Genomic DNA, 21592 nt, shown 5'->3' with positions numbered 1-21592 from the left:
TACTTTTTTCAAAGGAGGGTTCGGTTTGGCTAATCAAAATAGTAAGTTTAGATGGCCGAGTTTTGTGATTGGTGGGATTTTCTTAATCATTGGTATTGTTATTTTTAGTTATCCTGTTGAGAATTTCTACGCGATTACTTGGTTAATTGGTTTATTCTCTTTAATCAGCGGTATTTTAGAGATTGTGTTCAGACGTGCTAATAAGAAGGTTATGGGAGTTCCTAGTGGTTGGACATTCGTTTTGGGTATTATTAACATTGTTTTCGGACTTGTTGTGATGTTCAATTCTGCTGAGAGTTCTGTATTTTTAATTTATATTTTCGCGGTTTGGTTCATGATTAATAACGTGATTGCTATCTTTACAGTTACACCTGCTGAAAGATCTAATGGCATGTTCCATTTATTATCTATTATTTTAAATGTGCTTGGTATTTTAATAGCTATAGTATTGTTATTCAATCCTTTACTAGCTGCAGTGTTTATTTCATTCATGATTGGATTCATGTTTGCTCTGTTTGGTGTGTTTTACGTTATTGATGCTTTATCGTCTTAACTGTAAAAAAATTTAGATATATCTAACAAAAGAAGCGGCTTTTCGCCGCTTCTTTTAATTTATAGATTCTTTCTGTTTTCTGTCATATTTCATATACAACACTATGGCTAACAATAAAATAAACACGATATACAATGTAGTTGTATATATATTAGCCCACCCCAATGCTTTGATTAGCACATAAACTAGATTTCCTCCTATAAATAACATTACGCTTATATACAGCCCTTTACATCGCTTATAAAAAGGCACCTTTTCTCTATCTGAAAAGTAACGCACAATGAGCCCTATACTGAAAAATACCAAGGTAAAAATTCCAGTTATATCATTCTGTGATATCCATAATATTAACCCATAAATAATATTTAATCCTACAATTCCTGATATGACCCAAAAGTCTTTCATACTCATTCCTCGCTATTTTAGTTATTCTATATTATTCGGTATCTAATTTCTTTTTCACATTATCATATTTTTCAAACAAAAACAGCATGACTTTGATGTCATGCTGTTTTTTATTGTGCTACTTTATCGTTCGAATAATGGTATCCGATTTTATATGTTGTGACTGAGTTTTCTAATATAGGGCTTGTTTCGTCATCTGACTGGTGACGTACGTTTTTGTGTGCTTCTTTGAAAACATCTGATACTAGCCAGTTTTTAAAATTTTGTTCATCTTCCCATAGTGTTAAGATTTTAACTTCGTCGAATTCTTTTAAGTTATTTGTTTTTGTAACAAACATTTCTTTGAATCCTTCGATTGTTTCGATTCCTTGTCTCATATAAAATCTTTCAATTGACTCTTCTGCTGTGCCTTTGTCTAGTTTTAATTTATTTTCTGCCATAAACATAATAATTACCCCTTTATATTTGTATTTTTATATCTATTTTGGGAAATGCTGCTGGTGGTGTGGCACCAATGATTATGCCTGTCTTAACAGCAGTTATATTTATAAAGATGGGTTATCATCCTATTGCAGGTTTAGTGATTAGTTATGCTGCAGTAGAAGTTGGTTATGGAGCTAATTTATTAATCGGGTTAGATGATGCTCTAGCATTTTCATTTACTCAATCTGCATTATAATTATTCTCTGGGGAAGCTTCTATTAATATTGCAATGAACTGGTATTTCACAGCTATTTCAACATTTCTTTTAACCCCTATCATTTTCTATGTAGCTAAGAAGTTTACGATTCCTAGTTTTCAAAATAGCCAAATTGATAAATTGCATGCTGAGTCTGTAAAAACATTCAACCAACGTGCGAAAAAAGCATTAACATATGCGAATATTTCAGTCATTGTATTTTTATTATTTATTGTCGTTATACTTATACCTCAAAATAGTATTTTAAGAAATAATGATACTGGCAGTATTTTAGTTGAGTCTCCATTAATGGATGGCTTTGGAGTCATTCTTCTTCTAGTCTTTATTATTCCTGGTTTAGTATATGGATATATGAGTCGCAGTATTGTGTCTACAAAAGATATAGGCAGATTAATGACAAATAGCATGTCAGATATGGGTAGTTTTATTATAGTTATCTTCTTTGCAGCTCAATTATTAGCTTATTTTGATTGGATTAATATTGGCAAAGTGATGGCTATTAATGGGGCAGAATTGTTGAAAAACCAAAACGGCGTTATTTTGATTATTGGGGTGATTATATTAACGTCTGTTATTAATATCTTTATGGGTAGCGCTTCAGCAAAATGGGCTATATTAGCACCAATTTTTATACCAATGTTTGCTACATTAGGCTATCATCCGGCATTTACACAAATGGTTTATCGTATAGGCGATTCTATTACAAACCCTATTACGCCAATGATTCCGTATTTACCATTCTTATTAACCATTGCACAAAGGTATGATAAAAATATTAAACTCGGTACTTTAATCGCACACTTATTACCTTACAGTATTATTATCGGTGTCGTTTGGACCATAATCATGCTTATATGGTTCTTATTAGGCCTTCCAGTAGGACCTGGAGGACCAGTTAAATTATAATTTTTATTTATTCAATTTGAATAATTTCCATTTTAATTGTACAATGACATTAATAATTAAATAAATGACCACTGGAAGTGCCTTTATCAAAGGCTGAGACTGAAGTAGTGACTTTAGGATTCCCAGAACCTGATCCAGTTCGTACTGGCGTAGGAAAGTGGCGTACCTATTGAAGCTAATTTGCGCTATTTTTCTACTAAGAAAAATAGCGCTTTTTTATTTGGAGTGATTCAATTGTTTATCGCAATAACACCTTATCAAATTTTAACAAAAGAAGATTTAAATCATTACATCGAAATATCAGAACATATAGATTTACTGTTGTTAAGAACACCTATGAATCATCAAAAATTATTTGCAACCATCGACTATTTAATAACAATCGGTTTTCCAAAAAATAAAATAATGTTGCACACACATACTTCATTAGTAGCAACTTTTGATTTAAAGTATGTACATTTTAAAGAAAATGATGCAAAAGCTTTTTTATTTAAAAAACAACATCCAGACATTTCAGTAAGTATGTCTACTCACAACATTGAGACCGTGACAAAAGCCCAAAAGAACAATTTGGATTTTGTATTTTTTGGTCATGTCTTTGAATCTTCTTCAAAGCAAGGAGCAAAACCTAGGTCTTTAGAAGAGATTAAAAATGTACTTTCAATCGATATACCTATTTTCGCTATAGGCGGAATTGATGAGCATACAATACAAAAGCTGCCAAAAGGTTTTCAAGGTGTATGTGCGATTTCTTTCTTTAGAAATGCTGGAAATTCTGCCATTAAATCATTAAGAAAGGAGTGGGAATCTTATGTATGACGTTCTAATTGTAGGGTCTGGCGTCATCGGTATGTCTATTGCACGCGCTCTTTCCGACAAATCAAATAGTTCAATAGCAGTTGTTGATAGAGATGTACCAGGATTACATGCTTCTTATAAAGCTGGTGGCATGCTTGGCGCTCAAAACGAATTTGAAAATTATTCACCTTTATATGAACTCGCTATACATTCTCGACGTTACTTCAAAGATTTAGCTGAAGATTTATACGATGAGACTAATATCGATATCGAATTTGAATCACATGGATTAATTAAGATGGCTTCTAATATTAATGATATTGCTCATTTAAATAAACAGTATACTTTTTTAAGTCAGCATGATGAACATGTAAAAGCGCTCGATAAATCTTCATTGCAAAGCTTATCCAATGGTTATATAGATTTTCATAACCAAGCAATTTATATACCAGGTGATGGACAAATCAATGCTTCTAAATATACAAAGGCATTGCTTGAATCTATTACCAATAAAGGAGTTGATCGATTTTATAAAACAGAAGTTACAAACATAACTAAGAAACGTGATTATTATAATATCGAAACTTCCCATGATGTGCTTCAAGCTAAAAAAGTTGTAATAGCTGGAGGTGCTTGGAGTCATGAATTAATCCATGACTCCACTATCGCACCTCAAATAACTGGAGTTAAAGGAGAAGTTCTTCTATTAGAAAATAATCAAGTAGATTTAAAACAAACTTTATTTATGACCAATGGTTGTTACATCGTACCTAAAGCTAAAAATAGATTTCTTGTTGGTGCTACTAGTTATATGAATGACTTTTCTGTAGGCACTTCTAAAGAAGGTGAAAGCTGGTTATTTAATGAAGCAGCACAGTATGTTCCAGCATTAAAATCAAGCAATGTTATTCACAAGTGGTCTGGCATCAGACCTTACACTGAAAATGAATGGCCAATCATGGACGAAGTTGATGACGGACTATTTCTTGTCACTGGACATTATCGGAATGGCATACTCCTCTCACCTATTATTGGTAAGTTAATGTCCGAATGGATTATCAATGATCATACACCATCTATATTAGAAAGATTTAAAGCAAAAAGGAGTGTTGAATTATGAAATGTATTATCAATGGAGATGAATTTAATTTTGAACAAGATTTACCTGTTACAGAAGTATTATCATCCCTTGAATTAGACCAAGAAAGAATCATCGTAGAATTCAATGGATCACTGATTAAAAAGGAAAATTTCAACGAAACAATTGTTAGAGAATCAGATCAACTAGAATTACTAGAATTTGTTGGAGGCGGATAAAATGTTAAAAATAGGACCATATGAATTAAACTCAAGATTATTATTAGGAACAGGGAAATTTGAAGATGAAAAAACACAATCAGAAGCGATTAAAGCGTCACAAACTGATGTATTAACGTTCGCTGTGAGAAGAATGAATTTATATGATAAATCATTGCCAAACCCATTAGCTAATGTTGATTTAAAACAGTTTGTTACATTCCCTAACACTGCCGGTGCACATACTGCAGAAGAAGCTGTGCGTATAGCTGAAATCGCACAACATGCAGGCCTTTGTAACATGATTAAAGTCGAAGTAATTGGAGATGACAAAACACTGCTACCTGACCCAATAGAAACTTATAAAGCTTGTGAAATTTTATTAGAGAAAGGTTATATCGTATGTCCATACATTTCATGTGATGTAGTACTAGCTAAACGTTTAGAAGAACTTGGCGTACACGCTATTATGCCTTTAGCTTCTCCTATCGGTACTGGTAGAGGCATAAATAATCCACTTAATTTGCGATATATTATTGAGCAATCTGAAGTGCCTGTCATTGTTGACGCTGGAATTGGTTCTCCAAAAGATGCTTGTTATGCGATGGAACTAGGTGCTGATGCAATCCTATTAAATACTGCTATTTCCAGTGCTAAAGACCCTGTAAAAATGGCTGAAGCAATGAGATTAGGCGTTGATGCTGGGCGATTAAGTTATGAAGCGGGTAGAATTCCAGTAAAATATACTGCACAAGCATCTAGCCCTACTGAAGGTTTAGGTTTTCTATAATGGATCGCTATGATAGACAAACAAAGTTCCAACCATTTGGTAAAAATGGTCAGCATCAATTACAAACAGCTAAGATAATGATTATGGGTGCAGGTGCATTAGGTAGTCACGTTGCTGAACAACTTGCAAGAGCTGGTGCACATCATTTAACAGTTGTTGATATGGACATAGTAGAAATCTCTAACCTTCATAGACAAGCTTTATATGATGAATCAGATGCTTATGATATGCGACCTAAAGTTGTCGCTTTACGCGATAAAATCAATAAGATTAATCAACATGTAACGTTAAATGCTGTGAATAAAGAGCTGACACCATCTAACATTGAAGAAATGATTAAACAATATCAACCAGACATCATAGTAGACGGCATGGATCATTTTGATATACGCTTTTTAATTAACGAAGTATGTCATAAACTACAAATCCCTTGGGTTTATGGTGCAGCTGTCGGGAGTAAAGGAACAGTATATGCAATTGATTTTGAAGGACCATGTTTAAAATGCATTTTAGAGAATGTTCCAGAAACAGGAGAAAGTTGTGCTATAAACGGTGTCTTACCACCAGTCGTTAATCAAGTAGCAAGCTTTGAAGTATCCGAAGTATTACGATATATTGCTGGGAAAGGATTTTCTAAGAAACTTATAACATTAGATTGTTTCGAAATGAATACACGTAGTACTCAAATTGATATGCTGAAAAATCAACAATGCCCTGTTTGTGTACATGGTCATTACAACATCCTAGATAAGCAACATATGTCATCAATAGAAGCGTTGTGCGGAGATGCATTTTTATTTAGATTTAAAGAAAAGACATTTAACTTAGCGCATTATTTCCCAGGTGATGTTTTGAAAGAAAATGATTACGTCAAATTGATTTCATTCAAAGATTATAAGATGACATTTTTTGCAGATGGACGTATGAATGTACATGGCGTTTCACATTTAGAAGAAGCCGAAACGCTATATCATAACTTACGAAAATCAATACAATAAATATAATACCCTCTAATGTATAGATTAATACAATACATTAGAGGGTGTTTATTGATTATTGATGATCTAGAAATTCTTTTAGAACTACTGCTTGATTATGTTTTTCATCCTTCGCACCATATAATAATACGACATTACCATTATTTTCTTTATAAATGTCTTTGAGTTGATCGAGTGCTTCTTTTTGTTCACCTGATTTAAGTTCTTCTTTATATTTTTTCTTAAATGAATCAAATTTTTCCGGGTCATGTCCGAACCATTTTCTCAGTGAATCAGATGGTGCGATTTCTTTTATCCAATGGTCTAGATTTGCCTTTTCTTTAGAGATGCCACGTGGCCATACTCTATCGACAAGCACTCTAACATTGTCTTTATCGTAATCTTCATAAATTCTATTGATATCACAACTCACCTTAATCAACCTCCATTTCATTATATTTATACCCTAAATATCGTGAGTATAAATCTTAATATCAAATTATTTAATGTGTTATACTATATCTCAAATGATGTCTATTATTTAAAGTTTTAACTCATCAATTATACGAACGGAGTGACTAGAATGACAGAGAACATCAATCAACATGTAAAAGAAAAATATTTAGACTTATTAGCAGAAAAATTTGATGCTGAAGAGAAAGTAGCAACTGAAATCATAAATTTAGAATCTATAATGGAATTACCAAAAGGTACAGAACACTTTGTTAGTGATTTACATGGTGAATACCACGCTTTCCAACATGTGCTCCGAAATGGATCTGGTAACGTAAGAGCTAAAATTAATGATATTTTTAAAGACAGACTTTCTGAAGATGAAATCAGCAGTCTGGCTGCCTTAGTTTATTATCCTGAAGAAAAACTTAAATTAATAAAAAATCAATTTTCATCTAAAGAAGCATTAAACGAATGGTACATTGAAACAATCCAACAAATGATTGAATTGATTTCTTACGCTTCAAGTAAGTATACACGTTCAAAAGTTCGTAAAGCTTTACCGAAACAGTTTGTATACATAATTGAAGAACTACTGTATAAAAGTAACGTTTATAATAATAAAACTACTTACTATGAAACAATTATTCAAAAAATCATCTCTCTTGGACAATCAGATAAATTAATTATCGGTCTAGCATATACAACACAACGTTTAGTCGTGGATCACTTACATGTGGTCGGTGACATTTATGATCGTGGTCCAGACCCAGATAAAATTATGGAAACATTAATTAATTATCATTCAGTTGATATTCAATGGGGTAACCATGACGTACTTTGGATAGGCGCTTATGCAGGTTCAAAAGTATGTTTAGCAAATATTTTAAGAATTTGTGCGCGTTACGATAACTTGGACATTATAGAAGACGCATACGGTATTAATTTACGTCCATTAGTCAATTTAGCTGAAAAATATTATAAAGATAATTCTGCCTTTCATCCAAAAGAACATGCAGACAAAGCAATATCCGAAGAAGAAAAATTACAAATAACGAAGATACATCAAGCTATCGCAATTATACAATTCAAATTAGAAAGCCCTATTATTAAACGTAGACCTTCATTCGATATGGAAGAACGCCTTATATTAGAAAAAGTAGATTACGATAACAATGAAGTTACGATTTACGGCAAAACTTATTCACTTGAAAATACATGCTTTGAAACTGTAGATCGTAATAATCCTGCACAATTAAACAGAGAAGAAGAAGAAGTGATTAATAAACTTCTATTATCAGTGCAAGAGTCTGAAAAATTAAAACGTCATATGAACTTCTTAATGAAAAAAGGAAACTTATATTTAAGATATAATGGTAATTTATTAATACATGGATGCATACCAGTAGATGAAAATGGAAAAATGGAAGAAATGGAAATCGACGGTGAAATGTATAACGGTCGCGAATTACTCGATCAATTCGAACAACACATTAGAGTTTCATTCGCAAATAAAGAACAAACAGATGATTTATCAACAGACTTGATTTGGTACTTATGGACAGGTAAATATTCTTCATTATTTGGAAAGCGTGCCATGACTACTTTTGAAAGATATTTCATTAAAGATAAAGCTTCGCACAAGGAAGAAAAAAATCCTTACTATTACTTAAGAGAAGACAGTCAAATGTGTCGTAACATGTTGCAAGACTTTAGTTTAGACCCAGAACAAGGACGCATCATAAATGGTCATACACCAGTTAAAGAAATAGACGGTGAAAACCCAATCAAAGCAGATGGTAAGATGATTGTTATCGATGGTGGCTTTTCAAAAGCGTACCAATCAACGACAGGTATCGCTGGCTATACATTACTTTATAACTCATTCGGCATGCAACTAGTGGCGCATAAACACTTTGGCACAAAAGAAAACGTACTTCTGAACGGCGCAGATGAATTGTCTGTCAGACGTGTTGTAGACGAAGAACTCGAACGTAAAAAAGTACGCGACACTAACATCGGTGCCAAACTACAAGAAGAAATAAGAATGTTACAAGAACTTATGGCTTACCGATATATTAATTAATGGTTAGCTGTACTTAATTAAATGGTTGATTTTGATTTATTACTGAATTAACTCAAGAAGACTACCCGTTAAACGGGTGGTCTTCTTTTATGAATTATCAGTACCTTTATATCTAGAATGAGCGCTAAATACAATGTCAAATATCTTTATCATTAAAATAAGATGAATTCTAAAATATTTAGATAGACCTTTAAATTTTACTCGATTATTATATATCCATAGAAAGGAGAAGGCATCGTGAATTTGAGTAAACAAATCCAATCAAGGAGAAAAAATTTAAACTTGTCCCAAGACAGCCTTGCACAAAAACTATTTGTTTCGAGACAGACAATTTCAAATTGGGAAAATGGTAGAAGCTACCCAGATGTTCAAAATTTATTATTATTAAGTACTATTTTTAATGTTTCTTTAGATGAATTAGTGAAAGGAGATATTGAGATTATGGAAAATAAAATAGCAAATGCAAATATGGATAAATACTCAAAAAGAATGATTATTTTCAGTGTATTAGCAGTGTTATCTATAGGACCTTCCTTATATTTACCTGGATATTGGTTTTTTTTACCATTACTAGTTTTATGGTCAATTAGTATGTATGCAGCTCTGAAACTTGAAAAAATCAAAAAGAATACAAATATAAAAACATATAAAGAAATCATAGCATTTATGAATAATCAAGATTTAGATGTTGTTATAAAAGAACAAAATAAAACGATAGAGTTTGGAAGAACAATGCTAATAGTAATAATCTATTTAATTTCCGGTGGTTTGTTAGCTCTATTATCAATATATTTATTTAAATTTTTCTTATAAAGTTAATTCTACTTCATATAAATTTTATTGGGCTAACGATATTGTTTCTCACATCTCAAACTTTATCGATGAGTATAACCCCACACTTTCGAAACCACATATGAAAAAATTCTCCTAATCCGTTAATTAAAAATCCAACGGGTTAGGAGAATTATTTTGTGTTTGTTTAAGTATAATTTCGTTTAATTTTATTTTCCCATGTCTTCGTAAAGCATTGTTCACCATCGTTATATGCAATTACTTCATTTCTCAAGTAATAGTATTCGGCGTCACATGACATGGTGCTGTATGTTTCAACTTCTGTATCTATGTCATCATCTTTCAATATTACTTTCCAGTCGCATTGTACTTTTGCTGAAAGTGGATCATCTTCTTTTATTGTATACACGTTCATATTTTCTGTACCGTAAGTGATATTACTATCTTTCAATGTTCTCAAGCCTTCATCTGAGTAGTCTGATAGTATCCATTCATTCGTTGTTAACCTTTTCGTTATATCTCTAGTTCTTGAACCGTCTCTATGAATAATCTTTTCTAATGGTTTGGCTGTTTCTGAAAATTCATGTTCTAGTTTAACTTCTGTGAACTCACGTACTAATGGTATATCTAGTTTAGAATGTTCTAAATCAACATCTAATTTAACAATTTCTTTGCTCGGCCAAATTTGTGGCCAATATGTTGGTGCGATAGAAACTTCAACCATGTGACCTTCTGGTATTTGATAACCAATAACATCTAAAGGTACTTCTACATCTATATACTCGTCTACTGGTAAATCTTCAGGGAATTCATTACTCTTATAATGGTTTAAATTGAATTGTCCCATAGTAACAAGTGTTTTTGATCCATCTGGATGCACATCTGTTAAGCGAATATGTATATTGGCTTCTTTACAATCTGACTTAACGCGTAATTTTGCTACTGGTTGACCCATAATATTTAGGGTGTCGCCATACATGTCCAACATTAATGAATTAGCTAAAGCATTATCAATTGTTTGGTCGTCTGGTAAGTCACCGTCTTGACCGAATGGGCAAAATACTCCTGAATATAACCCATGTTGTTGTTTATTCTTTAGTTGAATTTCTCTCGTCGTACCAGCGAATAAATTTTTCGTCGTAATTTCTTCATTTAGTAAGTTTAACCACTTACCTTCTCGATAATCATAAGTTGTTTTAGGTTCAACACTATCTTGTAAATATACTAAAAATTCATCACGATGATTTTCAGTTTGTTTATCGCCCATCCACTTATCTAACCAAGAAACAACTTCTTGTAAATAGCCAAATTGTGGCCCTGGAATAGCTACGTCTGGGAACTCATGTGCCCAAGGTCCGATAACCGCCTTTTTAGGAACATCTAAATGTTTCATCAAACGGAATACAGCATTCGTATAACCATCAGCCCAACCACTCATTGTTAAGACTGGAATTTGAATTTGTGTATAATCTTCATTAATAGAACCATGTTTCCAATATTCATCTCTTGTTTGATGTTTGACCCACTCATCTACAAAAGGTGGTGTTTGTTCTAATCTTTCTATCCAATTGTCATACCAGTCCTCTCCAAAATATTTAGGGAAAGCTGGTCTTGCATTGTAAGCAAACATAGTTGATGCCCACCAAAGCATATCTGATGCCATCATTGTACCGCCTTTATAATGAACATCATCAGCATATCGGTCATCTGTTGAACATAAAGATATGATTGTCTTTAAAGCTTCCGGTTGTCTAGCGGCTACTTGTAAACCATTGAAGCCACCCCAAGACTTACCAATCATTGCAACTGAACCATTAGACCAGTCTTGAGATTCAATCCATTTAATAATATCAATTGCATCATCTTGTTCTTGTTTAGGATATTCATCTTCAATAATACCTTCAGAGTCACCTGTTCCTCTTATATCCACTCTAATTGCCGTATATCCAAATCCAGCAAAATATTTATGTCTTATTTCATCTCGTAAAGCAGTAAACTCATCTTTTCTATAAGGTAAGTACTCTAGCACAGCACCTTTAGTTGTTCCTGACTTTTTTGGTTGCCATATTTTTGCTGACAATCGAACACCATCGGTCATTTCAATCCATGTATGATGTGTAACCTCTATTTCATAAGGAAACTCTGTTCGCTCAGTTATTTTATTATAGTCTACATCAAAAGCTCCCATGTTAAATCCTCCTTAAAAATATCTAATAGTTCTTATTATACATAAATTTATAAGAAAAGGTTGTCAGAGAGAAATATCATCTTCAAAATAACACCCCCAATCCGTTTAATTTTAAATTGCCGGGTTGGGGGTATGTTTTACTTTCAACCATTTTGAAGTAAATACATTTTATGATAAATACCATCTTGTTTAATCAGTTCATCATGTGTGCCTCGTTCTACAATTTCACCTTTATTTAACACAAGAATTTGATCTGCGTCTTGAATTGTTGATAACCTATGCGCGATTGCTAAAGTTGTTCTACCTTTACGCATTTTTGCTAGTGATTTTTGAATTTGTGCTTCTGTTTCAGAATCAATATTAGCCGTTGCTTCGTCTAATATTAATATTTTAGGCTCACTCGCCATCGTTCTCGCAAATGCTAGTAGTTGTCTTTCACCACTTGAAAAGGCACTTCCTTTTTCAATCACTTCATGCTCATAATTATCAGGTAATAAATTAATAAATTGGTCTGCGTGTACAAAATCTGCCGCTTCTTGTACTTTTTCAAAAGTCATTGTAGGATGATAAAGTTTAATATTTGATGCGACCGTTCCAAAGAATATAAATGCATCTTGTAACACAAGACCGATATTACCTTTCAATTCAGATTTCGGCATTTCTTTTATAGATTGGTTGTCGATTAAAATTTCACCTTGATTGAATTCATAAAATCTCATAAACAAGTTTATAATCGAACTTTTACCAGATCCAGTATGACCGACTAACGCGACTGTTTCTCCTGGATTAGCTGTAAATGTAATGTCTTTTAGAACATCTGTCTTACCATCATAACTAAAAGTAACATGCTTAAATTCAACTTTACCATCCGTTATATGATAATTAGGGTTTTCATGTTGCTCTGGTTCCAACATATCGTTATCAATAAGCTTAAATACACGACTTGCTGACACTAACGCTTGCTGTAATACGTTTAAGTTTTGGCTGACTTGGTTAATAGGTTCAAAGAAGCGTTCCATATATTGTACAAAAGCAAATACAACACCAGCTGTAACACCTCCAGAGAAACTTAATACTCCGAAATATCCAAGTATCATTACAACGGCAAATATTGAAATCATGCTTATAGCTGGTCTCAATAATAAACCGTCAATTTTAACTGTTCTCATATTAAAATCATAATGCTTATCGTTAATCTCATTAAATTCATTTTGTAATCTTTTCTCTTGGTTAAATACTTGTATAATGCGCATACCTTCTATAGATTCTGCTAATTTAGCATTCAAATCTGACAAGAGCTGTCGTGCCTGTGAAAAATAAATAGCTGAATATTTTCTATATAATGCTAATACAAGTATGATGACTGGCAAGAATATTAAAGCCATTAACGCAAGTTTAAAATCAAGTATAAACATCATGACATAACTAGAAATGACCATAAATATTGCCATTAAGAATGATGAGAATACACCAATAAACATTTCTACTATAGCTTCAGTATCATTAGTAAGTCTTGATACAATACTTCCGCCTGATTCCTTATCAAAGTAACGCATCCCTAATTTCCCAATTTTATTAAATGCGTCTATTCTTAATTGTTGTATTACTTTAAATGCAAGATATTGAAATAAATATACGTTCCAATAAGTTGTTATAGCGCCAACAATTTGAATGACGAAAAATATAACAATCAGTAATGTAATATCACTTTCGGGGAACACTTGTGGTGTTAAGTAATCATCAATAAATACTTTAACCATATACGGTGTTGCAATGCTCGCTATTGTTGAAATCGTCAACATGATAAATGCTAATAAAATAATACCTTTGAAAGGGAATGTATATTTGATCAAACGTTTTAAAACTTGAAATTGATCTTTAGCTGTCAAATTATGATTTTGAGCCATCTTCTTCATCCCCTTTCGCTATTTCATCTAAGCTACTCGCAAGCTCTTCATGTAATGCTTGTGCTTGATATGTTTCGTAATACCATCCTTTGTTTGCCATCAATTCTGAATGCTTACCTCTTTCGATAATCGTACCTTTATCCATAACGATAATCATGTCAGCATGGCTCACCGCACTCATTCTGTGTGCAGTAATAATATTCGTTTTACCTTGACGGACATTTTGCATATTTTCTAAAATATGTTCTTCCGTTTCAGCATCAACTGCCGACAATGAATCATCTAAAATAAGCACAGGTGGATTCATGATTAAAGCACGTGCTATCGAAATTCTTTGTTTCTGTCCTCCTGATAAAGAAACACCACGTTCTCCAACTACTGTGTCATACCCTTCCGGAAACGCTAAAATATCATTATGAATATAACTCAATCGACTCGCTTCATAGATGTATTGATTATCAATTTCAGGGTTACTGAAAGCAATATTGTTTCTAATTGAAGTAGAGAATAAGAAATGATCTTGAGGTACATATCCAAATTGAGCTCTTAAATGACTGATGTCATAATAACGAATTGGTTTGCTACCGTATTTAATTTCGCTAGATTGTGCAGTATCAAACTCTCTTAATAACAAACGGATGATAGCACTTTTTCCTGAGCCAGTACGACCTACAATACCGATAGTAGAACCTTTTGAAATTGTGAATTTTATATCGCGTAGTGCTAAACTATCATCATCCGGAAAGTGAAATGTATCAATATCAAATTGAATATCCCCTTCAGGAATTGTTTCTGTTTCTACATTTGTATCAACATCATTTTTCACATTTGTTATTTCATTAATACGTTCATATGATGCGTGTCCTCTTTGTACAATATTAAAGAACAGGCCAAGAGCTAATAATGGCCATACCATCATGCCTAAGTAAGTTGTGAATGTAACAAGTTGTCCAATTGTAATATCTTCTTGAATCACCATTCTAGCTCCGAAGAAAATCGCTAAAAAGTAACTCACACCTATTACTGACATTATTGTCGGATCAAATAACGCATCAATTTTAGAAACTTTTAAGTTTTTATAAACAACATCGTCACTTAATTTTTTAAAATCTTCTTGGTCATCTTTTTCATAACCGAAAGTTTTTGTTACTTTAATCCCGGCTATACTTTCTTGTGTCTTATCATTCAGCTGACTGAAGGCTGCTTGGGCCTTCTTAAAACCTCTGTTCAGCAATTTACCATAATAACTAGTTAATACAATCATAATTGGCAAAGGTATCATAACGATAAGTGTTAATCGCCAATCAACTGTAATTGCCATTGTTATGAGCACAGACCCACCTGTTATAAGAGAATCAGCTATTGTCAACACACCAGAACCAGCTGTGTTTTGTACTGCTCTAATGTCATTTGTTGCATGCGCCATTAAATCCCCTGTACGTCTCTTTTGGAAAAAAGACGGGCTCATTGAAGTATATTTATGATAAAGATTAGATCTTAATATTTTCCCCAACCTCATACTCGCCCCAAATATCATAATTCTCCAATAGTACCGGAAAATATATGTAAGGATCGCCGCAACTACTAATATGACGAGGTAAATTATAAGCATTTTTCCCGTTAATGTTTGAAGTGTAATCCCATCAATTACTCGTCCAATTATTTGTGGTGGTAATAAATCAATTAAAGCAACTAATAAAAGAATAAATATACCTAAAATATAATTTTTTAGTTCAGCTTTAATAAACCAACCTAATTTAATAAATACTTTCAAAACTGCCACCCTCCCCTTTTATATACACCTTAAAATTTTATCACAAAAAATTAATTTAAAAATAAAAATGTCTGAATTTTGTCACTTTTCCATTAAATTCATACTATCGGAGTATATATGCCTTCCGGTTAGCTACTACCAATATAATAAAAACAGACTAGGAAGTTATTTTTCCCAGCCTGTTATATTTCAATTTCTTCTAAATTTAATTGTACATTGAAGTTTTGTAGCATCTTTTTAAACTCTTGTAGTGTATATTTTTCGTTTGTTGTGACAAGTGCTTTAATCATTCCTGTACCTTTAGATGTATATATATTAGCTTTATTTATAATTTCATTTGCTGAATCAATAAATTGAATATGTGGATACAGTTCTTTTAAATAACTATATAACCATGACAGATGTGTTGATGACAACGTGAATACATCTATTGTTTCATCTTGTTCAATTATATTATCCATAAAGCGTTTAACTGTAATTAATGTTCGATATTTATCTGATAAAAATGCACCCGATTCTACAAGTTCAACTAGAGTTGATGCATTATATGTTTGAACTGTCGCATCGCTTGCCGCTTCTTGTTCAATATAATGAAGCATTTCATCACTTTCTATTAGTGATTGAACACCTAAAACACCAATATTCTTTGATGTTGATTTTTCTATCGCTTCTTTTATAGGTGGATAAACACCTAAAATTTCAGTTTCGTATTCATCTTTAACATCATCTAGAACTGTAATAGAAGGTGCATTAGAAGCAACAACGATTAAACTGGGACTCCAATTTTCTAAGTACGTCAATGTACTTCTTATTACCTTTTTTAAATCATCTTTTGATTTATATCCGTATGGAAATTGATTACGGTCTGCTAAATATATAATATCTTGTTCAGGAAATTCTTTTTTTAGTAATGTTACTATTGAGTAACTTCCAATACCAGCATCAAAAACAGCAATCAGTTTGTTTAAATCATTTATACTCGATTTCATCATTTAGACCTCACTTAGATATTTAAAAAGATTTCTGGCGATTTCACAACTTTCTCGGTAACAACATTATAGAAACCACCTTTTTGATAACCAGTACAATGCACTTGTTCAGAAGTAGCAATTTCAAATTCTAATTCCCATTTCATTTTGCTAACTTTTACTAACCAACAACGACCTACTGGTTTATCATGAATCGTTAACGGCGCTTTGTAATCCGCTTCTGTATGCATAAGTATAGGCGAGATATCAGATTTCATCATCTCTGAAATCGTCATATATTGATCAATAAATGCATTACGTAAATCTTCAAACCATTTTATATATACTATATTGCTCACAATACCCATAGCGTCGATATCATAGACGTTTACATCGATTGATTTTTCAGCGACTAATTTTCTTTCTGTCATATTAAGTACTCCTTTATTTAAAACATTATTCTAAAATAACATTTAACTTCTATAGCTTAATTATGAATTAATACTGTTTAATAATTCAACCTTTTGAGCATATTAAAATGAATGTCATTTTGAAATTAACTTGAGTACATCTATAATGAAATAAAATATCGATTTATAAAGAGGCGAATAATCATGAAAATTTTAATCACAGCATTTGATCCATTTGGTGGCGAAAATATTAATCCAGCATTAGAAGCCGTCAATTTATTACCTACAAAAATTAATGGCAATGAAATTATAAAACTAGAAATACCAACAGTATTCCATAAATCAAAATCAATAATATTAGAGCAATTAAAACAAGATCATTTTGATGCTGTATTAGCAGTTGGACAAGCAGGCGGAAGATTTGAATTAACACCAGAACGAGTTGGTATCAATTTAGACGATGCTAGAATTCCAGATAACGAAGGCAATCAACCTATCGATGAACCTATACAAACAGACGAACAAACTGCTTACTTTTCAACACTACCCGTAAAACGAATGACCATCGCTATTAAAAATAGTGGTATTCCTTCAAGGTTGTCTAATACAGCAGGTACATTTGTATGTAACCATATTTTGTACCAATTAGGCTATATAGCAGATAAATACTACAATGATTTAAAATTCGGATTTATCCATGTACCATACACACCAGAACAAGTCGTCAACAAACCAGAACAACCATCAATGTCCATCGAAAATATTGCGAAAGGATTAGAAGCCGCTATCAGTGCTATTAATGAAAATGACGAAGATATCAAAATAGCATTAGGTGAAACACATTAATTGGATTTATGCCCTGCTTAATCCAACAAAAGGGCCCTTATTGGATTTTCGACTTAATTAATCCAACAAAAAGGGTGCTTATTGGATTTTCGACTTAGTTAATCCAACAAAAAGGGTGCTTATTGGATTTTCGTCCTAATTAATCCAACAAAACGGATCTTATTGGATTTTCGACTTAATTAATCCAACAAAACGGATCTTATTGGATTTTTGGCTTAATTAATCCAATAACAGAATTAACACTCGCTTTTTAATGTTCCATACCAAAGAAGAGCTAGGAGATACCCTTAGCTCTTCTTTAACTTCATATTTAATTTACACGTTTTAATTATAGTTCTTCACCGTTTGTCTTAATCACATTATTAAACCAGTAGAATGAATTTTTCTTAGTACGTTTTAATGTACCGTTACCTTCGTTATCACGATCAACATGAATTAGACCGTAACGTTTTTTCATTTCTCCAGTTGTGAATGATACGATATCGATAATACCCCAAGGTGTATAACCCATTAAGTCTACGCCATCTTCATCTACTGCTTGTATAGAAGCTTTGATATGCTCTCTTAAGTAGTCGATACGTTCTTGATCATCAATCGTTCCATCTTCTTTAAATTCATCAGTTGTTCCAAAGCCATTTTCAACAATAAATAATGGTAATTGATAGCGATTATATAACACGTTTAATGTGTATCTTAAACCAACTGGGTCGATAGCCCAACCCCATTGACTTTCTTTAATATATGGGTTTTTCACTGAATTTGGTAGTCCGCCATTAACCACATTATCTTCAACACTTGTTACTTCATCGTGTTTTACAACTGTAGACATATAGTAACTAAATGCGATGTATTCTACAGTACCATTTTTCAAGATTTCGTCGTCGCCTTCTTGCCACTTAATGTCGTAACCATTTTTCTCGAACATTTTCAAAGCATAACCTGGGTAATAACCTCTTACTTGCACATCTGGGAAGAAGAATCTTAAACGATTTGCGATTTCAGCTTCCATAATATCATTCGGGTTACATGAATATGGATAAATTGGAACGTGTGAAATCATGTTACCAATTATAAAGTCTGGGTTGATTTCTTTACCTTTTGATACTGCTAAAGCACTTGCTATTAATTCATTATGTGCAACTTGGTATAATACTTCTTCTGGATCTTCATCTTCTGCTAATGTTACACCAGAGTTCGTCCATAAGAATATTGGATTACTAGTATCCATTTGGTTATTAATCTCGTTGAATGTCATCCAATATTTCACTTTATCTTTGTAACGGTTAAACACTGTTTCAGCAAAACGGACAAAGTAATCTACAACTTTACGGTTTCTGAAACCTCCGTATTCACGTGCTAAATGTAAAGGCATTTCAAAGTGTGATAATGTTAATATTGGTTCAATATTGTATTTTAACAACTCATCGATGATATTATCATAGAACTGTAAGCCTTCTTCATTTGGTTCTGTTTCATCACCATTTGGAAAAATTCTCGTCCATGCTATTGATGTACGTAAACATTTTAATCCCATTTCACCGAATAAAGCGATATCTTCTTTATATCTATTGTAAAAATCTATACCATCATGGTTTGGATAAAATTTATCATCTTCAATTGTTTCAGTAATTTCTCTTGCTTTACCGTGTTCACCCGCTGTCATGACATCATGTACACTTAAACCTTTACCACCTTGATCATACCCACCTTCAAATTGGTTTGCAGCTAACGCGCCGCCCCATAAAAAGTTTTTATCTAATTTAGCCATAATGAATTTCTCCTTTATTTTTTAATAATATTTAAAATTGTTTGCCCTTCTTCTACATTTGTAGCATCGGCAGGCATAATTTCACTAAATTCTGCACTATTCGTTACAATCACAGGTGTAATTGTGTTATAGCCTTTCTCTAATATCGCTTCTTTATCAAATTTTACTAGTGGTGTTCCTATTTTTATTGAATCTCCTTCTGAGACTTGTACTTCAAAGCCTTCACCTTTCAATTCAACTGTTTCTAAACCGATATGAATTAATATCTCTGCACCGTCTAAAGTATCAATACCAATCGCATGTTTTGTAGGTGCAATCATAGTGACTTTACCTTCTACAGGACTATTAATTGTAGAATGTGATGGTTCTATTGCGACACCATATCCCATCATGCCACCTGAAAATACTGGATCTGGCACATCTTCTAATTTAACAAGCTTTCCTGAAACTGGCGCAGACAGTGAAACCTCTAATTCTTCATTATTAGCTACTTTATTTGAATTATTAACATCAGCATCTTCAACTTGCTCAGTTGTATCTTCTCCATATCCAAATACTTGTATCAAGATAATTGGTAATATAACTGCTATAGCTGAACCAATTAAGATACCCCAAATGGAACCAGCATTATCCGCGTTGTAACCATTCACAATAGTTATCGGTCCTGGTAACCCTGCATAAGCATAATATTTAGGATTAAAGAAACTAGCTACAAATGCACCTACTGCACCACTAATACAAGCGATAATAAATGGTTTCTTAAATCTTAAGTTCACACCGTAAATAGATGGTTCTGTAATACCGAATATACCTGTAATACCAGCTGAAGAGGATATTCGTTTAATTTCTTGGCTCTTCGCTTTAATAAGGACACCAACTACAGCACCTACTTGAGCAATTACAGCTATAGTTTGATACGCTTGGAATGAATCACTACCGTATTGTTCAAAGTTAGCAAGAACAACCGGTGTAATACCCCAATGCACACCGAAAATTACAAAGACTTGCCATACACCACCGATAATAGCTCCAGCTAACCAAGGAGCCACTTCAACAAGTGAGTTATAACCGTTTGCGATCCCATGTGCGACAACTGTTGAAATCGGTCCAATTACTAATAATGTTAAAGGTACCATGATGATAATAGCTAAAAATGGTACAAATAATGGTTTTATAACATCATTTATCACTTTATTTAAGTATTTTTCTAAATAAGATAAAATCCAAACTAATAGTAATGGTGGTAATACTGATGACGTATATGATGTTTCAGTCAAAGGCATTCCGAAAAATCTAACTGTTTCTCCGTCACCAATTCTATCAATAATACCTGTTAATTCTGGTGTAACTAATGCTGCTGAACAAGCAACAGCAATATATGTATTTACGTTAAAATGTTTAGACGCCGTAATGGCAATAAATATAGGCAAGAACGTAAATGGTGCCCATGAGATAAAGTTAAATACTTCGTACGTTCCAGTCTTTTCAAATGCTGGAATAATTAAATTAATTAAAATAAGTAAACCTTGAAGAATACCTGCTGCTGCGAGTATATAAATAAACGGTGCAAACACCGCAGACATCGTTGCAATAACTCTGTTTAAAACACTACCCTTATTTTCTGTATCTTTTTCTTCGTTACTTGATTTCCCAGTTAAAGCTTCAAAATATTTATAAACTTCTCCAACGTTATTCCCGATTACAATTTGAAACTGTCCATTATTTTCAACAACAGTAACCACACCGTCTATTTTTTTAACTTTTTCTTTAGCCGACGGATCAGAACGTTGTAATACTATTCTTAAGCGTGTGGCACAGTGCGTGCTCTTTACAATATTACCTTCGCCACCTATAGCATCTAAGATTTCTTGAGCGATTTTTTCATTTTTATTAGCCATGATTGACACCTCGATTATTTTTTAATCAACTCTGTATACACTTACATTATAATTATACCGGTACAATTTGTAAAGTA

At 32.7% G+C, this 21592-nt stretch carries 19 protein-coding genes, 1 pseudogene and 1 riboswitch; of the genes and pseudogenes, 10 read left to right on the top strand and 10 right to left on the bottom strand.

The window, feature by feature from the left end; all coding sequences use genetic code 11:
- Nucleotides 1-25: 25 nt before the first annotated feature.
- Nucleotides 26-553, top strand: coding sequence for an HdeD family acid-resistance protein (locus LQ615_RS06230; RefSeq protein WP_064211766.1), 528 nt, complete (start codon nucleotides 26-28; stop codon nucleotides 551-553).
- 54 nt (nucleotides 554-607) lie between these two features.
- Here LQ615_RS06230 and LQ615_RS06225 read toward each other — a convergent pair whose 3' ends face one another.
- Together LQ615_RS06225 and LQ615_RS06220 are read right to left on the bottom strand one after the other, a co-directional pair.
- Nucleotides 608-958 (bottom strand): hypothetical protein, encoded by a 351-nt coding sequence (locus LQ615_RS06225; RefSeq protein ID WP_070045053.1) that lies wholly within the window; start codon nucleotides 956-958, stop codon nucleotides 608-610.
- Between the two features lie 110 nt (nucleotides 959-1068).
- A complete protein-coding gene (locus tag LQ615_RS06220; RefSeq protein ID WP_103269028.1) occupies nucleotides 1069-1404 on the bottom strand; it encodes an antibiotic biosynthesis monooxygenase in 336 nt (111 codons plus the stop codon).
- Nucleotides 1405-1421: 17 nt separating this feature from the next.
- Between LQ615_RS06220 and LQ615_RS06215 the strand changes: the two are divergent.
- The 6 genes and pseudogenes from LQ615_RS06215 (at nucleotide 1422) to LQ615_RS06190 (ending at nucleotide 6446) form a co-directional block, all read left to right on the top strand.
- Nucleotides 1422-2564 (top strand): annotated as a pseudogene (locus tag LQ615_RS06215) (AbgT family transporter).
- Nucleotides 2565-2627: 63 nt separating this feature from the next.
- Nucleotides 2628-2737: riboswitch (TPP riboswitch) on the top strand.
- A gap of 61 nt (nucleotides 2738-2798) precedes the next feature.
- On the top strand, nucleotides 2799-3383 hold the full coding sequence (locus tag LQ615_RS06210) for a thiamine phosphate synthase (protein ID WP_275584014.1): 585 nt from the start codon (nucleotides 2799-2801) through the stop codon (nucleotides 3381-3383).
- Nucleotides 3376-4482, top strand: a complete 1107-nt coding sequence (gene thiO / locus LQ615_RS06205; protein WP_239703908.1) for a glycine oxidase ThiO — start codon at nucleotides 3376-3378, stop codon at nucleotides 4480-4482. The genes LQ615_RS06210 and thiO overlap by 8 nt, the downstream gene beginning before the upstream one ends.
- Nucleotides 4479-4679, top strand: coding sequence for a sulfur carrier protein ThiS (gene thiS, locus LQ615_RS06200; RefSeq protein WP_016999530.1), 201 nt, complete (start codon nucleotides 4479-4481; stop codon nucleotides 4677-4679). Before thiO ends, thiS begins: the two co-directional genes overlap by 4 nt.
- A gap of 1 nt (nucleotide 4680) precedes the next feature.
- Nucleotides 4681-5448, top strand: a complete 768-nt coding sequence (locus LQ615_RS06195) for a thiazole synthase (protein WP_239703909.1) — start codon at nucleotides 4681-4683, stop codon at nucleotides 5446-5448.
- A complete protein-coding gene (locus tag LQ615_RS06190) occupies nucleotides 5448-6446 on the top strand; it encodes a ThiF family adenylyltransferase (protein ID WP_239703910.1) in 999 nt (332 codons plus the stop codon). Before LQ615_RS06195 ends, LQ615_RS06190 begins: the two co-directional genes overlap by 1 nt.
- A gap of 55 nt (nucleotides 6447-6501) precedes the next feature.
- Here the strand turns inward: LQ615_RS06190 and LQ615_RS06185 are convergent, their stop codons facing one another.
- Nucleotides 6502-6858: a DUF488 domain-containing protein gene (locus LQ615_RS06185; protein WP_064211615.1), complete on the bottom strand. Its 357-nt coding sequence runs from the start codon at nucleotides 6856-6858 to the stop codon at nucleotides 6502-6504.
- Nucleotides 6859-7008: 150 nt separating this feature from the next.
- Between LQ615_RS06185 and LQ615_RS06180 the strand changes: the two genes are divergently transcribed.
- Nucleotides 7009-8964, top strand: a complete 1956-nt coding sequence (locus tag LQ615_RS06180; RefSeq protein ID WP_239703911.1) for a fructose-1,6-bisphosphatase — start codon at nucleotides 7009-7011, stop codon at nucleotides 8962-8964.
- A gap of 237 nt (nucleotides 8965-9201) precedes the next feature.
- Nucleotides 9202-9777, top strand: a complete 576-nt coding sequence (locus tag LQ615_RS06175) for a helix-turn-helix domain-containing protein (protein ID WP_239703912.1) — start codon at nucleotides 9202-9204, stop codon at nucleotides 9775-9777.
- 166 nt (nucleotides 9778-9943) lie between these two features.
- Here the strand turns inward: LQ615_RS06175 and LQ615_RS06170 are convergent, their stop codons facing one another.
- The 5 genes from LQ615_RS06170 to LQ615_RS06150 all read right to left on the bottom strand — a co-directional run bounded on the left by LQ615_RS06170 (nucleotide 9944) and on the right by LQ615_RS06150 (nucleotide 17024).
- Entirely contained in the window at nucleotides 9944-11944 is a 2001-nt protein-coding gene (locus LQ615_RS06170) for a CocE/NonD family hydrolase (RefSeq protein WP_239703913.1), read from the bottom strand.
- A 143-nt stretch (nucleotides 11945-12087) separates the two neighbouring features.
- The gene (locus LQ615_RS06165; protein ID WP_239703914.1) at nucleotides 12088-13851 is read right to left on the bottom strand and encodes an ABC transporter ATP-binding protein; all 1764 of its coding nucleotides are present in this window, start codon (nucleotides 13849-13851) and stop codon (nucleotides 12088-12090) included.
- Nucleotides 13835-15625, bottom strand: a complete 1791-nt coding sequence (locus tag LQ615_RS06160; RefSeq protein WP_239703915.1) for an ABC transporter ATP-binding protein — start codon at nucleotides 15623-15625, stop codon at nucleotides 13835-13837. The genes LQ615_RS06165 and LQ615_RS06160 overlap by 17 nt, the downstream gene beginning before the upstream one ends.
- 182 nt (nucleotides 15626-15807) lie before the next feature.
- Entirely contained in the window at nucleotides 15808-16617 is an 810-nt protein-coding gene (locus LQ615_RS06155) for a glutamate racemase (RefSeq protein ID WP_239703916.1), read from the bottom strand.
- A gap of 11 nt (nucleotides 16618-16628) precedes the next feature.
- The gene (locus LQ615_RS06150; protein ID WP_016999539.1) at nucleotides 16629-17024 is read right to left on the bottom strand and encodes an acyl-CoA thioesterase; all 396 of its coding nucleotides are present in this window, start codon (nucleotides 17022-17024) and stop codon (nucleotides 16629-16631) included.
- A gap of 183 nt (nucleotides 17025-17207) precedes the next feature.
- Between LQ615_RS06150 and pcp the strand changes: the two genes are divergently transcribed.
- Nucleotides 17208-17849, top strand: coding sequence for a pyroglutamyl-peptidase I (gene pcp / locus LQ615_RS06145; RefSeq protein WP_218729578.1), 642 nt, complete (start codon nucleotides 17208-17210; stop codon nucleotides 17847-17849).
- Between the two features lie 328 nt (nucleotides 17850-18177).
- On the opposite strand, the gene LQ615_RS06140 is transcribed toward pcp, so the two are convergent.
- Nucleotides 18178-19617 (bottom strand): 6-phospho-beta-glucosidase, encoded by a 1440-nt coding sequence (locus tag LQ615_RS06140; protein ID WP_239703917.1) that lies wholly within the window; start codon nucleotides 19615-19617, stop codon nucleotides 18178-18180.
- A 14-nt stretch (nucleotides 19618-19631) separates the two neighbouring features.
- The gene (locus LQ615_RS06135) at nucleotides 19632-21515 is read right to left on the bottom strand and encodes a beta-glucoside-specific PTS transporter subunit IIABC (RefSeq protein WP_239703918.1); all 1884 of its coding nucleotides are present in this window, start codon (nucleotides 21513-21515) and stop codon (nucleotides 19632-19634) included.
- Between the last annotated feature and the right edge of the window lie 77 nt (nucleotides 21516-21592).

The sequence above is a fragment of the Mammaliicoccus sp. C-M13 genome (assembly GCF_022386845.1).
GTDB classification, from domain to species: domain Bacteria; phylum Bacillota; class Bacilli; order Staphylococcales; family Staphylococcaceae; genus Mammaliicoccus; species Mammaliicoccus lentus.
The sequence above is the reverse complement of the archived record's forward strand: the minus strand, read 5'-3'. Positions and strand labels throughout refer to the sequence as shown.